Here is a 14138-nt window from a genome sequence, read left to right as displayed (position 1 = left end):
TCAGAGCCGCCCGGCGGCCTTCAGCGCGAGGTAGCGGTCGGCGAGGGCCGGAGGCAGGTCTGCGGGCGAACCGGTCACGACGTCGCCACCGAGGAGCCGTATGGCGGCCGACACCCGGGCCACGTCGAGCAGCGCGCGCTCGGCCGCCGCCGCCTCGTAGACGCGCTCGAGCGTCGAGCGGTCGGTGATCGCTGCTGCAGCATCCGGGTCGGTCACGGCCGCGACGAGGACGGTATGGCGGCGGGTGAGCTGGGGGAGCATGGCGAGCAGCGCGGTCGAGGCGCCAGGGGCGTCGATGCTCGTGAGCAGCACGACGAGTGCGCGCTGATTGCTCACGCTGCGCACGAGTGCAGGCACGCCGGCCCAGTCGGCCTCGATCAACTCCGCATCGATCGGGGCCATGGCATCCACCATGCGGCTGAGCAGTTCCGCCCCCGCCGCACCCTGCACGCGGCCGCGCACCCGTCGGTCCCACGCCAGGAAGTCCACCCGGTCGCCGGCGTGCGAGGCGAGCGCGGCGAGCAGCAGGGCCGATTCGAAAGCGGTGTCCAGGCGCGGTTCGTCGCGTACGCGGGCCGCCGAGGTGCGTGCCGTATCGACCACGATGATGACGCGCCGATCGCGTTCCGGTCGCCAGGTGCGCACCATCAGCCGCTGGCCCGCACCGGCGCTCTCGCCCTGTCGGGCCGTGGCCCGCCAGTCGATCGAGCGCACGTCGTCGCCGCGCACGTACTCGCGCAGGCTGTCGAACTCGGTGCCCTGACCGCGCACCATGACGGCGGTGCGGCCGTCGAGCTCGCGCAGGCGGGCCAGGCGCGAGGGCAGGTGCTTGCGCGCGTTGAACGGAGGCAGCACCCGGATGCGACCGGCAGCGATCGTGGTCAGCTGCCGGGCGGCCAAACCCAGCGGCCCGAGCGAGCGCACGGCGACGAACTCGGTGCGCCGCTCACCGCGGCGGGTCGGCGTGAGCGGAACCCGCACAGCGCGCCGCTCGCCGGCCGGGATCCTCAGTCGCGCGCGGCTGAAGGCAGCCCCGGCTGAGGGTTGCCAGCCGTCGCGAACCGTCGCCGCGATCGTGCGCCGGCCGGCGTTGGCGAGCCGGAGCTCCGTCACGGCGGTCTCACCGAGCCGCACGCGGCCGGGAACCTCACGGCTGACGGTGAGCGCGCGTGCTGACGGCGCCAGCGCGAGGTCGATCACCGCAGCCGCGGCGCACACGAGCACCCACACGAGAAGCGTGAGCCACGCCGAGCCGGGGGCGAGGGCGCCGAACACGACGACCGGCACGATCCCGAGCAGCAGGAGCGCCACGAACCGGCCGGTGAGGCTCACAGCGGAACCTGCACCTGCTGCAGGATCGAGCGCAGGATCGCATCCACGGAGACGCCTTCCAGCTCCGCCTCGGGCCGCAGCGTGATGCGGTGGCGCCAGACGGGCGTCGCCATGGCCTGCACGTGGTCGGGGGTGATCGAGTCGTACCCGTTCAGCCAGGCCCACGCCTTCGACGCGGCGAGCAGCGCTGTGGTACCGCGCGGGCTGACGCCGAGGCGCACCGAGGGGCTGCGCCGGGTCGCCCGGGCGAGGTCGACGACGTACCCCAGCACGTCGGTGCTCACGCCGACCGCGTCCACCGCACGTTGCGCCGCCGCGAGCTCGGCGGGTCCCAGGACGGGTGTGACACCCGCCGCGGCGAGGTCACGCGGGTTGAAGCCGTCGGCGTGGCGGCGCAGCACCTCGACCTCGCTGTCGCGCTCCGGCACGTCGAGCACGAGCTTCAGCAGGAACCGGTCCAGCTGCGCCTCGGGCAGCGTGTAGGTGCCCTCGTACTCGATCGGGTTCTGGGTCGCCGCCACGAGGAAGGGTTCCGGTAGCGGGCGGGAGACGCCGTCGGCGCTCACCTGGCGCTCCTCCATGGCCTCGAGCAGCGCGGACTGCGTCTTCGGCGGGGTGCGGTTGATCTCGTCGGCGAGCAGGATGTTCGTGAACACGGGCCCTTCGCGGAACTCGAAGTCGCCGCGCTTCTGGTCGTAGACGATGGATCCCGTCACGTCGCCCGGCATGAGGTCGGGCGTGAACTGAACACGGTGGGTCTGCAGCGACAACGACTGGCTGAGCGCACGCACCATGAGGGTCTTCGCCACGCCGGGAACGCCCTCGAGCAGCACGTGCCCCCGCGCGAGCAGGGCGATGAGCAGGCCGGTGACGGCCCCGTCCTGGCCGACGACGGCCTTGCCGACCTCGGCGCGCACCTTCTCGAGTGCGGAACGGGCGTCGGTGTCCAGTGCGGTCATGCGTTCATTCTCCCGGTCGGTGCGGCGGTATCTGGTGGGGGGTCACTGCGGGCGGGCGGCGTCGCGCACCCGGGCCTCGAGCTCGTCGAGGGCGGCGGCGAGGTCGACGAGGTCGCGATCGCTCGCGGGCACCTGGTCGATGAGCAGTCCCCGAACGGATGCCGCGGGCCTGCCCGTGAGCACGGCGACCGCTGCGGCCACGTCGTCCGCTGAAGAGGACGTGGGCAGTCGCAGGGCCGACCCGAGACGCCCGATCGCGCCGATGCGCAGGGCATCGAGTGCGCGCAGGCGCGCGTTCGTGCGGGCGTAGAGCCGCGCCCGACCCTGCATGGTCTCGGCCGCGGGCACGGTGACTGGCAGGTTCTCGATGACGAGCGGCCCGAGCCTGCGGCCACGCCAGACGCCGGCGGCGATCGTGACGACCACGAGCAGCGCGAGCACCGGGGTGACCCAGTCCGGAGTGAGCTCGGCGATGGTGGGGCTGCGCTCGCCGGCCACGACATCCGGGAGCGAGGGCAGGTACCAGACCAGGTGATCGCGGGAACCGAGCAGACCCAGGGCAAGGGCGGCGTTGCCCTGCTGGCCGATCGTGTCGTTGCGCAGCGGCGCGCCGCTCGCCAGGAGGGTGAGCTGGGCGCCCTGCCGATCGCCCTGCACCAGGGAGAAACGGTGCTTTCCCGCCGGGAAGCAGCCGGTCCAGTCGGCCGAGGTCGCGCCGAGCGTTGCCTCGCTCGTGGAGATCCGGCCGGCACGGGTCGCCGCCGGCACATCGCACTGCGCAGTCGCCGTCTGGCCGGACGGTCGCCCGCCGTGCCGCACGGCGGGCGCGAGCGCCTTCAAGGCATCGAACGACGGTTCCGCCATCACGATCGCCTCCGCGCTCGCGGCGAGGCGCCGCAGTTGGCCCGCGGACAACAGCCCCTGCGGGTCGGTGAGGAAGAGAGTGGAATCGGTGTCGAGGGCCTGCTCCGCCGCCCCGAGACTGTGCGCGACGGTCACGGCGACGCCCTGCTGCTTCAGCACATCCACGAGCGCCTGGCTGCCGGCTGGACCAGGGTTGTCGGCGGCGAGCGGGGTTCCGCCGACGGCGCCGGAACCGCGGATGATAACGAGACAGACGACGACGGCGAGCGTGATGAGGGCGGCGAGCACCCAGAAGCGCGAGCGCCGCAACGATTCGCGCACCAGGGGAGTCTGGAGGGTGGCCGCGCTCACGCCGGAACCTCCGCCGCGCGGGCGGCCTCGAGCGCCGCATCCAGGGCGACGATGGCGCGGTAGTCCGGCTCGGTGCCCTGCCGCCCCAGGTATCTCACGGCGTCGAAGGCGGATGCGGCAGCCGCCAGGGGGAGCGCGGAGTCGGGAAAGGAGATGCCCGCCTGTCGCGCCACCTCGTCGGCGGTCGTACCGGGATAGACGCTCAGGATCGTGCGCTCACCGAGCCGCCGCGCGAGCGCCCGGAAGGCGTCGAGCACGGCCGTCGACCAGTCGCCGGCGTCGGCGGCATCCCGGGCCGAGCGGCGCAGGGCCTGAGCCGAGCGATCATCGTCCTCCCCGAACACGCCCGCCGCGGCGGCACGGCGGTTGAGCCGGGGAAGTCCGAACACGATCAGGGCCACGGCGATGAGCACGACCGCGATGACCGTGAGGACGAGGGGAAGTACCGCGCCCGCGTCGCCGCGGCCGGAGAAGAGCGAGCCCAGCCAGTCGAGCACGGCCTTGGAGAGCTGGTCGAACCAGTTGGGCCGGCTCTCCTGGTATTGCGGCTTGGCGAGCTCGTCGTTCAGCCACTGTCTCGCCTCGGGCCCGTCGGGATCGACGGGCACGTCGAGAGGAAGCCTCATGCGACCGGCGTGAGATAGGGGTCGGCGCCGGGCACCTGGGCCGCACGCTGCTCCACGAAGCGCTGGAGCTCGAGGTCGAGGCCCTCGCGGCGCATCCTCTGGTCGATGTAGAGCAGCGCGATCGTGGCCGACTGCACCACGGAGGCGATGGATCCGACGATGATGCTGATGATGAGGCTGAGGAACGTCGCGCCGATCGAGATGAAGATGCCCTGGCCGGTTCCGTTGGGGTCCAGGGCGGCCGAGGCGAAGCCCACGATGAGGCTGAGCGGGGCGGTGACGATATTGGCGGCGACGTTGACCATGACCAGCACGAGCAGGTTGGTTCCGAAGATCTTCCAGAACGCGCCGCGCGTGAGCGACCAGGAGCGTGCGACGGATGCGCCGATGCCGCGACGCTCGAGCACGATCGCGCAGGGTACGAAGACGGTCTTCGTATACAGCCAGGCGAACAGCACGATCAGTCCGAGCACGCCCAGGATGCTGAACACGACGCCCGCCGCGAGAAAGCCCTGGCCCGCGGAGAACAGCGCGACGGCGATCGCGACGATGATGGCTGCGGCCAGCAGGAACGCCGCGCCTAGCAGCAGCACCCATGCGCTGAGGGGCAGCAGCCTGCGCAGCACCTGCTTCCACAGTGCGCCGAGGCTCAGCTTCTCGCCGAGGCTCGCGCGCGCCACCTCGAGCACGATCACGCCCTGCAGCATCGCGGTGGAGAGAACCGAGAGCACGACGAGCACGAGCATCCCGAGGATGACCCAGCCGATGGTGCCGGCCATGATGGTTCCCACCTCGGCCGCACGGGCGTTCTGAAGCCTGGTGGCCGCGACGAAGGCGAGCGGAAGCACGATCACCGTCGATGCGACGGCGACGATGAGCTGGATGAGCAGCGCGCTGCCGAACGTGGCCTTCGGGTTGCGTCTAAGCAGTTGGTAGGGGGCTCCGAGGATGGTGGCGAAGCTCAGGGGACGCAGCGGGATCAGGCCGGGCTTCGGCGGAGGCGTCCACCCCGGTGCGCTGCCGGGGAGCGCAGCACCGTAGGCACCCCACTGCGGCTGTTGCTGTCCCCACTGAGGTTGCGGCGGCTGCGGCGGTCCCCACTGTGGCTGTTGAGCCTGCTGCTGGCCCCACGCGGGCTGCGGCGGTAGCGGAGGAGCGATCAGCGGCGCCGCCGGAGGCGCGGGCGGGGGCGTCGGCCCGGTGGGCGGAAGAGCGTCCTCGTGTGCGTCCGTCACGCCTCCATGCTCGCACAGCGGGCACTGGCTCGGACGGTGGCCGGCGCATCCGCGTGACCCGCGTTCGGGAGCAGCATCGCTGCCGGAAAACGGGTCTTGCCGGTCGGCGGTCGCAGTGCGGCGGGTACTCAGGCGCCAGCCACTACTCTGGTGCTCAGGAATCGCGCGGCGCAGGTGCCGTGCCTTCGCAGAAAACGGACGTATGAGCGCACGCATTCTGGTTGTCGACGATGACACCGCCCTGGCAGAGATGATCGGCATCGTTCTGCGCAGTGAGGGCTTCGAGCCCTACTTCTGCGCCGACGGATCGCTGGCGCTGGAGGCCTTCCGTGCGTCCTCGCCCGATCTGGTGCTGCTCGACCTCATGCTGCCCGGCCTGGACGGCATCGAGGTGTGCACCCAGATCCGCGCGGAGTCGGGAACGCCCGTCATCATGCTGACCGCGAAGACCGATACCGCCGACGTGGTGAAGGGACTGGAGTCGGGCGCCGATGACTACATCGTGAAGCCGTTCAATCCCAAGGAGCTCATCGCGCGCATCCGCACCCGCCTGCGCCCCGCGCAGAACGGCGAGAGTCCCCGCATCCAGATCGGCGACCTCAGCGTCGACCCCGCCGCGCACGAGGTGCGTCGCGGCGACCGGCGCATCAACCTGACCCCGCTCGAATTCGACCTGCTGCTCGCCCTTGCCTCCAAGCCGCAGCAGGTCTTCACCCGCGAGATGCTGCTCGAGCAGGTGTGGGGCTACCACTACAAGGCCGACACCCGCCTGGTGAACGTGCACGTGCAGCGGCTGCGCGCCAAGATCGAGGACGATCCCGACAACCCGCGCATCGTCACGACCGTGCGCGGCGTGGGGTACCGGGCCGGCGGGTCGGCCTGAGGAGTGCCATGACCGCCGACGCGGTGCGCCCGCGCGCAGCCATCCACTGGTCGGAGTGGCGTGACTGGCCACCCCAGGTCGCGCGGCTGTGGCGGCGTTCGCTGCAGTTCCGCACGGTGATGGTCACGCTCGGGCTGGCGAGCATCGCGATCCTGCTCACCGGCATCTACCTCTCGGTGAGCGTGAGCAACAACCTGTTCCAGTCGCGCCTCGACCAGGTGCTCGTGGATTCCTCGCGCGCCACCGAGGCGGCACAGGGGGTGCTCGACGCGTCGGATGCCTCCGACCGGGCGGCCGTGCAGAACGTGCTGTTCTCAGCACAGGCCGCCATGAAGGCCGCGTCCTCGAGCAAGACCATCGCGCTGTTCCGCGTTCCCGGCCAGGCCACCTCGTCCGCCGCGCCTCCGGATTTCACGAGCCCGGAACTTCGGGGCGAGATCATCACGCCCGAGCTGCGCCAGCAGGTGCAGAAGCACAAGAACGGCCAGTACTGGCAGTCCGTGAGCCTGACGGACGCCGACGGCCGCTCCGAGCCGGGCATCGTCGTGGGATCGCAGTTGCTCCTGCCCGCCGCGGGCTACTACGAGGTCTACATCGGCTACAGCCTCGCCGATGTGCAGCAGACCCTGGGCTTCGTGCAGAGCACGACGGCGGTCGCTGCTCTCGCGCTTCTCGCTCTGATCGGGGCCGTCGCGTGGGTCGTCGTGCGCCTGGTCGTCAACCCCATCCGCGTGGCCGCCGAGACGAGCGCGCAGCTCGCCGCCGGCGACCTCGAGGTGCGCATCCCGCAGAAGGGCGAGGATGTCATCGCGACCCTCGCCCGCTCGTTCAACGGCATGGCCGACAGCCTGCAATCCCAGATCCGGGAGCTTGCCGACCTCTCCGAGGTGCAGCAGCGCTTCGTGAGCGACGTCTCGCACGAACTGCGCACGCCCTTGACCACCATCCGCCTGGCCGGCGACATGCTCTACGACCAGCGCGGGTCGTTCTCGCCGACGGCGGGTCGCACGGCAGAGCTCCTGCACGCGCAGGTGGAACGGTTCGAGGTGCTCCTGACCGACCTGCTCGAGATCAGCCGGTACGACGCGGGCTCGGCGGAGCTCATCCGCGAGCCGACGAACCTCGTGCACCTGGCTCGCGACGCAGTGGAGAGCATGGCCTCGCTCGCGGAGAGCAACGGCTGCGTGCTCACGCTGGACGCCCCGGGCGGGCACCTCGATGCCGAGGTCGACCCACGCCGGGTGCGGCGCGTGCTGCGCAACCTCATCGGCAACGCCATCGAGCACGGCGAGCGCCGGCCGATCATCGTCTCTGTCGACTCGAACGGCGGTGCGGTCGCCATCGGCGTGCGGGACTACGGTGTCGGCATGTCGGCATGTCGGCGGAGGACGCGTCGCACGTCTTCGACCGGTTCTGGCGCGCCGACCCGTCGCGCCAGCGCACCATCGGCGGAACCGGACTCGGCCTGGCGATCGCCCTCGAAGACGCCCGCGCCCACGGTGGCAGGCTCGAGGTCTGGAGCGAGCTCGGACTCGGCTCCAACTTCCGGCTCACCGTGCCGCGCGTGGTCGGCGGCACCATCCAGGAGTCGCCATTGCCGCTCGTTCCCGCCGATACGGAGCACCCCGAGCTGCTGGATGCGAGCCGACTGCGGGAGGTGCCCCGTGCCTAGCCGACGCCGATTGCGCCTCGCGGTCGCCGCGGCGACCCTGCTGGCCCTGCTCACGGGATGCGCGTCCATCCCGCAGTCGGGGTCCGTGCACGCCGCGCCGCCGCAGAACGCCGATGACGGGCTCGAGCTCGACATCCTCGCGCGCGACCCCCAGGCGGGAGCCTCGCAGGCGGAGATCCTGCTGGGCTTCATCGATGCCGCGGCGAGTCCCCAGAGCGACTGGGAGACGGCGCGCAAGTACCTCACCAGCGCGTGGTCGGACCAGTGGAACCCGCGCGAGGGCGCCACCGTGGATCGCAGCGCCGACCGGATCTACGCCTCCACGGGCGAACTCTCCATGTCGCTGCAGGTGACACCCCTTGCCGATGTCTCGACGCACGGTCAGTACGCCGAGTCTGACTCCTCGGCGCCGAGCACGCTGGACTACGAGTTCCAGAAGGTCAAGGGGCAGTGGCGCATCAGCAAGGCCCCGCAGGGCATCGTCATCGACCGGCCCACCTTCCAGCTGGTCTTCGGCGCGTATCCGCTGTACTTCTTCGACCCGTCGTTCAGCTACCTCGTGCCCGACCTGCGCTACTTCCCGCGCACGCTCTCGACGCCGGCGCAGGTGACCAGGGAACTGCTCGCCGGACCGAGCCCGTGGCTTGCGGGAGCGGTGGTCTCCGCGTTCCCCGAGGGCACCTCGCTCACCTCCGACAGCGTGCAGGTGGTCTCCCGCACCGCGAGGGTCGACCTGAACGCCGAGGCGTTGAAGGCGGATGCGGGCACGCTCGTGCGCATGAAGCAGCAACTCACCGAGAGCCTCGTCGGCAGCGTCTCCACGGTCGGATCGGTGGCCATCTCGGTCAACCAGATCGACCAGGAGGTGCCCGACTCCTCGGTCAACGCGGCCACGACCGATCCGGCCATCGATTCGCGCGCGCTCGTGCTGCGCGCGGGCGCCTTCGGCTTCCTCGCCCCGACCGGCGACACGATCGACCCCATTGCGGGCATCTCCGAGACGGTTGCCGCCCTTGCACCGAGTGCCGTCACCCTGGGTCCAGGGCAGTCGGCCGCCGCGGTGCTCTCCCCGGCAGGGGTCGCACTCGTGCGGGCGGGCAATCCGGCCGTGCCCCTCGATGACCGGCCGAACCTCATCGCCCCGTCCGTCGACGGCTTCGGCGTGGTCTGGAGCGTGCCTGCCGATGCTCCGGGCGCCATGAAGGCCTACGCGCCCGACGGATCCGCGAACGCCGTCGCGACGAGCTGGCCGGATGCCACGCGCATCATCGCGTTCCGCCTCTCGCGCGACGGCACCCGGTTGATCGCCCTGATCGACACGGGCGCCGGCAGCCGTCTGGTCGCCGCCGCCATCGTGCGCGGCGACGGGGACAAGCGGCAGGTCCCGCTGAAGCTCGGGCCGCCCCTCACCCTCGCCAACGTCGCCGGCAGCCCGCGCGACATCGCATGGGTCGACGAGTCGACCGTGGTGTCGCTGACCGCGGTGGGCGATGGATCCACGACCATCGTCACCCAGCAGGTGGGGGGCCCCAGCGACCTGCTCGACGGCAATTCCGGTGCGACGGCGATCGGCAGTGGCACCTCGGTTCGCGACCTGCGACTGCTTGGCGGCGACGGCTGGCTGCAACAGCGTCGCGGCATCGGCTGGCAGCCGCGTATCGACGGCGTCGTGCTGCTGGCCACGCAGCAGGGCCTCTGAGCGCTCCTTCACATCCCGTCCGCCTCGCGCATTAGTTCATGCCGGCGTCGCCGTTGCCGTTGTCACAGCGCCTGCTCGCCGAGGCTGGGGCGATGCGGTTCTCGTTCGACCTTGCCGGCGCGCTCGCCGATGCCGGTGCGCTGCTGCTTCCCGTGCGCTGCGCCGGATGCGGCCGAGCCGGCCGTTCGCTCTGTCGCGCCTGCCGTTCCACACTGGCGGATGCCGTGCACCGCGCCCGTCGCGGGGAGCTCGAGGTGTGGTGCGCGCTGGACTACGCGGGCGCCGCGCGCAACGCCATCGCGGCGTTCAAGGACGGCGGCCGCGTCGACCTGGCCCGTCCGCTCGCCCGGGCGCTGCGCGACGCCATCCTGGCGGCGCTCGCCGACACCGCCTCCACCGGGGTGGAGCTCGTGAGCATCCCCTCGTCGGCGCGCTCCTGGCGCCGCCGTGGTTACCGGCCCGTGGACATGCTGGTGCGGCGTGCCGGCTTCCGGGCACCGCGAGTGCTGCGTCATCGGGTGCGGCGGCGCGATCAGGTCGGCCTCGGACGAGCCCAGCGCATGCGCAACGTCGCCGGAACGCTCGGGATGCGCCGCGGCATCCGGAGCCTGGAGGGGCGCAGGTTCCTTCTCGTCGACGACATCGTGACCACCGGCTCGACGCTGCTCGAGGCCGCTCGAGTACTGCGCGAGGCGGGAGCGGAGGTGATCGGGGCAGCCGTCGTCGCCGACACGCGGCGGTGGAGTGAACGCTCAGCAGACGCATGAGGACCCCGAAGCAAACAACAGGTGACATCTCACCGAGGCCGGTCTACGGTGGCAGGAAAGGCGTCGAAGACCACCCTGACTCTCTCGACGGGTGGCACGTTCGGAATCGGGAGGTCGACATGGAGTTGAACATCGTCGGACGGAACGCGGGCATCACGGATCGTTTCCGCGAGTACGCGACCGAGAAGGCCGATAAGGTCTCCCAGCTGGCCGACAAGGCACTCGCCCTGGAGGTCAAGGTCTGCCGTCACCACGACACGAACGGTGCGAACGGCAACGACCGCGTGGAGCTCACGCTCATCGGCAAAGGGCCGGTGGTGCGGGCGGAGGCCGATGGGTCGGACAAGTACGCCGCGTTCGACATCGCGTTCGGAAAGCTGATCGAGCGGGTGCGCCGGGCGAAGGACAAGCGCAAGCTGCACCGGGGCGGAAGTCACCGGCCGTCGTCGGTGCGCGAGGAGGGATCGAACGCCTTCGCGGGCGTCGGCATCCAGCCGGCCGACGTCGAGGTGATCGAGCGGGTGCGCACCGGTTCCATCCCCGTGGTGGAGCCCGAGCCCGACGACGCCGAGAGCGAGTACGACTACAGTCCCGTCGTCATCCGCCGCAAGACGTTCGCTTCGCTTCCGATGACGATCGACGATGCGCTCTACAACATGGAGCTCGTCGGGCACGACTTCTACCTCTACCTCGACGCCGAGACCGGTCGTCCGAGCGTCGTCTACCGTCGCAAGGGCTGGGACTACGGCGTGATCGGCCTCGAGGAGGCGGAGCGGGCGGAATCCGCGGCCGCTTCCTGAGGCGCAGCCGGGCGTCCACTCGTCCACGCGGGTTGCCAGCCCTGCGGGAACTAGCATTGGTATGGTTGCCGCTTGGGTCGGTGACCCGCGTGCCCGAGTGGGCGCGAGGCGCGCATCGCGCCTGATGACGAACCTGGAGTGCATTCGTGGCCTCAATCCTGGAAAAGGTCCTTCGCGTCGGGGAGGGCCGTGTCCTTCGCCGCCTGGAGAACTACGCGAAAGCGATCAACGCCCTCGAAGACGACTTCACCGCCCTCAGTGACGAGGAACTGAAGCACGAGACGGTGGAGTTCCGCGAGCGCTACTCGAACGGCGAATCCCTCGACGACCTGCTGCCCGAGGCGTTCGCCGCCGTGCGCGAGGCCAGTCGGCGCACGCTCGGACTGCGCCACTTCGACGTGCAGCTCATGGGCGGCGCCGCCCTGCACCTCGGCAACATCGCCGAGATGAAGACCGGCGAGGGCAAGACCCTGGTGGCCACGACGGCGGCCTACCTGAACGCCATCACCAGCCGCGGCGTGCACGTGATCACGGTCAATGACTTCCTCGCGAGCTACCAGTCTGAGCTGATGGGCCGCGTCTACCGCGCGCTCGGCATGAGCACCGGCTGCATCGTCTCGGGTCAGACGCCCGAGGAGCGCCGTGAGCAGTACGCCGCAGACATCACGTATGGAACGAACAACGAGTTCGGATTCGACTACCTGCGCGACAACATGGCGTGGCAGGCCTCCGACATGGTGCAGCGCGGCCACTACTTCGCCATCGTCGACGAGGTCGACTCGATCCTCATCGACGAGGCCCGTACTCCGCTCATCATCTCCGGCCCGGCATCCGGCGAGGCCAACCGCTGGTTCACCGAGTTCGCAAGCCTGGCCAAGCGCCTCACGCCCGGCGAGGACTACGAGGTCGACGAGAAGAAGCGCACCGTGGGCGTGCTCGAGCCCGGTATCGAGAAGGTCGAGGACTACCTCGGCATCGACAACCTCTACGAGTCGGCGAACACGCCGCTCATTTCGTTCCTGAACAACGCCATCAAGGCCAACGCCCTCTTCAAGCGCGACAAGGACTACGTCGTGATGAACGGCGAGGTGCTCATCGTCGACGAACACACCGGCCGCATCCTGATGGGCCGCCGCTACAACGAGGGCATCCACCAGGCCATCGAGGCGAAGGAGGGCGTTGCGGTCAAGGCTGAGAACCAGACCCTGGCCACCGTGACCCTGCAGAACTACTTCCGCCTCTACAGCAAGCTCTCGGGCATGACGGGTACCGCCGAGACCGAGGCGGCCGAGTTCATGTCGACCTACAAGCTCGGCGTCGTGCCCATCCCCACCAACCGGCCGATGGTGCGCGTCGACCAGTCCGACCTCGTCTACAAGAACGAGGAGGTCAAGTTCGCGCAGGTCGTCGAAGACATCGTCGAGCGCCACGCGAAGGGCCAGCCCGTTCTCGTGGGCACCACGAGCGTCGAGAAGAGCGAGTACCTCTCGCGCCTCCTGGCGAAGAAGGGCGTGCGGCACGAGGTGCTGAACGCCAAGAACCACGCACGCGAGGCCGCGATCGTCGCCCAGGCCGGCCGTCACGGTGCGGTCACGGTCGCCACCAACATGGCCGGCCGCGGAACCGACATCATGCTCGGCGGAAACGCCGAGTTCCTGGCCGTCTCCGAGATGAATGCTGCGGGCCTGAGCCCTGTCGACACTCCGGAGGAGTATGAGGCCCGCTGGGACGAGGTCTTCGAGCGGGTCAAGGGCGACGTTGCCGTCGAGGCCGAGAAGGTGCTCGAGGCGGGCGGGCTCTACGTGCTCGGTACCGAGCGCCACGAGTCGCGCCGTATCGACAATCAGCTCCGCGGCCGCTCCGGACGCCAGGGCGATCCCGGCGAGAGCCGGTTCTACCTCTCGCTCACCGACGACCTGATGCGCCTGTTCAACGCCGGTGCCGCCGAGGCGCTCATGTCGCGCGGTGTGCCGGACGACGTGGCGATCGAGTCGAAGGTCGTCAGCCGTGCCATCCGCAGCGCCCAGTCGCAGGTGGAGGCGCGCAACGCCGAGGTGCGCAAGAACGTTCTGAAGTACGACGACGTGCTGAACCGCCAGCGCGAGGCGATCTACAGCGACCGCCGTCACATCCTCGAGGGTGATGACCTGCACGAGCGCACCCAGAAGTTCCTCGAGTCGGTGATCGACGAGATCATCGATGCGCACACGAGCGAGAGCTCGGGGGATGACTGGGACTTCGACGCCCTGTGGGCCGAACTGAAGACCCTCTACCCGGTGGGCCTGACGATCGACGAGGTCGTGGCCGAGGCCGGCAGCAAGGGTCGCATCAACCGCGACTTCATGCGGCGCGAGATCCTCTCCGACGCCCGCATCGCCTACCAGCGGCGCGAGGAGCAGTTGGGCTCACCCGCCATGCGCGAACTCGAGCGCCGGGTCGTGCTCTCGGTCATCGACCGCCGCTGGCGCGAGCACCTCTACGAGATGGACTACCTCAAGGACGGCATCGGCCTGCGGGCGATGGCCCAGCGCGACCCCCTCGTGGAGTACCAGCGCGAGGGTTACGCCATGTTCCAGCAGATGATGGGGCAGATCCGGGAGGAGACCGTCGGCTTCCTGTTCAACCTCGAGGTCGAGGTCGGCGGCGGTGGCGAGGTCGACGCGCCGGTCGTTGCGGCGAAGGGGCTGGACCGCTCCGGCTCCGGCGATGAGAAGCTCAGCTACTCAGCGCCGAGCGATGCCGGCGGCGTCGAGGTGCGCAACCAGCGCGGCCAGGTGCAGCAGGCCGCGACCGAGCGGGCACGGCGACAGGTCGCCGCCGCGCAGTCGCAGCAGGCTCCCGCGACGGGAGCCTCACGCGGTGCGTTCGGCCAGCGCGCGGATGCGCCCGAGGCGGCGCCGGTCAACCGTGCAGAGCGTCGCGCGGCCGACCGCAAGAAGGGCTGAGTCCC

The 14138-nt window shown here is 70.3% G+C and carries 11 protein-coding genes and 1 pseudogene; 7 read left to right on the top strand and 5 right to left on the bottom strand.

The window, feature by feature from the left end; all coding sequences use genetic code 11:
• From WDJ51_RS02045 to WDJ51_RS02025, 5 genes are read right to left on the bottom strand one after another with little or no spacing between them, the layout of a single operon-like run.
• On the bottom strand, window positions 1–1332 hold the full coding sequence (locus WDJ51_RS02045; protein WP_337850755.1) for a DUF58 domain-containing protein: 1332 nt from the start codon (window positions 1330–1332) through the stop codon (window positions 1–3).
• The gene (locus WDJ51_RS02040) at window positions 1329–2291 is read right to left on the bottom strand and encodes an AAA family ATPase (protein WP_337850754.1); all 963 of its coding nucleotides are present in this window, start codon (window positions 2289–2291) and stop codon (window positions 1329–1331) included. Before WDJ51_RS02040 ends, WDJ51_RS02045 begins: the two co-directional genes overlap by 4 nt.
• Window positions 2292–2333: 42 nt before the next feature.
• Complete coding sequence (locus WDJ51_RS02035) at window positions 2334–3506, bottom strand: DUF4350 domain-containing protein (RefSeq protein WP_337850753.1); 1173 nt, start codon at window positions 3504–3506, stop codon at window positions 2334–2336.
• Window positions 3503–4132, bottom strand: a complete 630-nt coding sequence (locus WDJ51_RS02030; RefSeq protein ID WP_337850752.1) for a DUF4129 domain-containing protein — start codon at window positions 4130–4132, stop codon at window positions 3503–3505. The genes WDJ51_RS02035 and WDJ51_RS02030 overlap by 4 nt, the downstream gene beginning before the upstream one ends.
• Window positions 4129–5367, bottom strand: a complete 1239-nt coding sequence (locus WDJ51_RS02025; RefSeq protein WP_337850751.1) for a hypothetical protein — start codon at window positions 5365–5367, stop codon at window positions 4129–4131. The genes WDJ51_RS02030 and WDJ51_RS02025 overlap by 4 nt, the downstream gene beginning before the upstream one ends.
• Before the next feature lie 202 nt (window positions 5368–5569).
• Here WDJ51_RS02025 and mtrA point away from each other — a divergent pair, with 202 nt between their 5' ends.
• From mtrA to secA, 7 genes and pseudogenes are all read left to right on the top strand, one after another.
• Window positions 5570–6250, top strand: coding sequence for an MtrAB system response regulator MtrA (gene mtrA / locus WDJ51_RS02020; protein WP_337850750.1), 681 nt, complete (start codon window positions 5570–5572; stop codon window positions 6248–6250).
• Between the two features lie 8 nt (window positions 6251–6258).
• A pseudogene (gene mtrB / locus WDJ51_RS02015) lies at window positions 6259–7578 on the top strand (MtrAB system histidine kinase MtrB); the annotation flags it as partial.
• A gap of 47 nt (window positions 7579–7625) precedes the next feature.
• The gene (locus WDJ51_RS02010) at window positions 7626–7922 is read left to right on the top strand and encodes an ATP-binding protein (protein WP_337850874.1); all 297 of its coding nucleotides are present in this window, start codon (window positions 7626–7628) and stop codon (window positions 7920–7922) included.
• Window positions 7888–9621 (top strand): LpqB family beta-propeller domain-containing protein, encoded by a 1734-nt coding sequence (locus WDJ51_RS02005; protein ID WP_337850873.1) that lies wholly within the window; start codon window positions 7888–7890, stop codon window positions 9619–9621. Before WDJ51_RS02010 ends, WDJ51_RS02005 begins: the two co-directional genes overlap by 35 nt.
• Window positions 9622–9713: 92 nt before the next feature.
• The gene (locus WDJ51_RS02000; protein WP_337850749.1) at window positions 9714–10388 is read left to right on the top strand and encodes a ComF family protein; all 675 of its coding nucleotides are present in this window, start codon (window positions 9714–9716) and stop codon (window positions 10386–10388) included.
• A gap of 119 nt (window positions 10389–10507) precedes the next feature.
• Window positions 10508–11188, top strand: coding sequence for a ribosome hibernation-promoting factor, HPF/YfiA family (gene hpf, locus WDJ51_RS01995; RefSeq protein ID WP_337850748.1), 681 nt, complete (start codon window positions 10508–10510; stop codon window positions 11186–11188).
• A gap of 146 nt (window positions 11189–11334) precedes the next feature.
• The gene (gene secA / locus WDJ51_RS01990; RefSeq protein WP_337850747.1) at window positions 11335–14133 is read left to right on the top strand and encodes a preprotein translocase subunit SecA; all 2799 of its coding nucleotides are present in this window, start codon (window positions 11335–11337) and stop codon (window positions 14131–14133) included.
• Window positions 14134–14138 lie beyond the last annotated feature (5 nt).

The organism is Rathayibacter sp. YIM 133350 (assembly GCF_037404875.1).
Classification (GTDB): domain Bacteria; phylum Actinomycetota; class Actinomycetes; order Actinomycetales; family Microbacteriaceae; genus Orlajensenia.
This window is presented reverse-complemented; position numbering and strand designations above follow the sequence as displayed.

What these genes read in the sequence shown, in the direction of transcription:
- WDJ51_RS02040 (WP_337850754.1), bottom strand. Translation starts at nt 2,291, where the DNA reads ATGACCGCACTGGACACCGACGCCCGTTCCGCACTCGAGAAGGTGCGC.
- WDJ51_RS02030 (WP_337850752.1), bottom strand. Translation starts at nt 4,132, where the DNA reads ATGAGGCTTCCTCTCGACGTGCCCGTCGATCCCGACGGGCCCGAGGCG.
- mtrA (WP_337850750.1), top strand. Translation starts at nt 5,570, where the DNA reads ATGAGCGCACGCATTCTGGTTGTCGACGATGACACCGCCCTGGCAGAG.
- WDJ51_RS02010 (WP_337850874.1), top strand. Translation starts at nt 7,626, where the DNA reads ATGTCGGCGGAGGACGCGTCGCACGTCTTCGACCGGTTCTGGCGCGCC.
- WDJ51_RS02005 (WP_337850873.1), top strand. Translation starts at nt 7,888, where the DNA reads ATGCGAGCCGACTGCGGGAGGTGCCCCGTGCCTAGCCGACGCCGATTG.
- WDJ51_RS02000 (WP_337850749.1), top strand. Translation starts at nt 9,714, where the DNA reads ATGCGGTTCTCGTTCGACCTTGCCGGCGCGCTCGCCGATGCCGGTGCG.
- hpf (WP_337850748.1), top strand. Translation starts at nt 10,508, where the DNA reads ATGGAGTTGAACATCGTCGGACGGAACGCGGGCATCACGGATCGTTTC.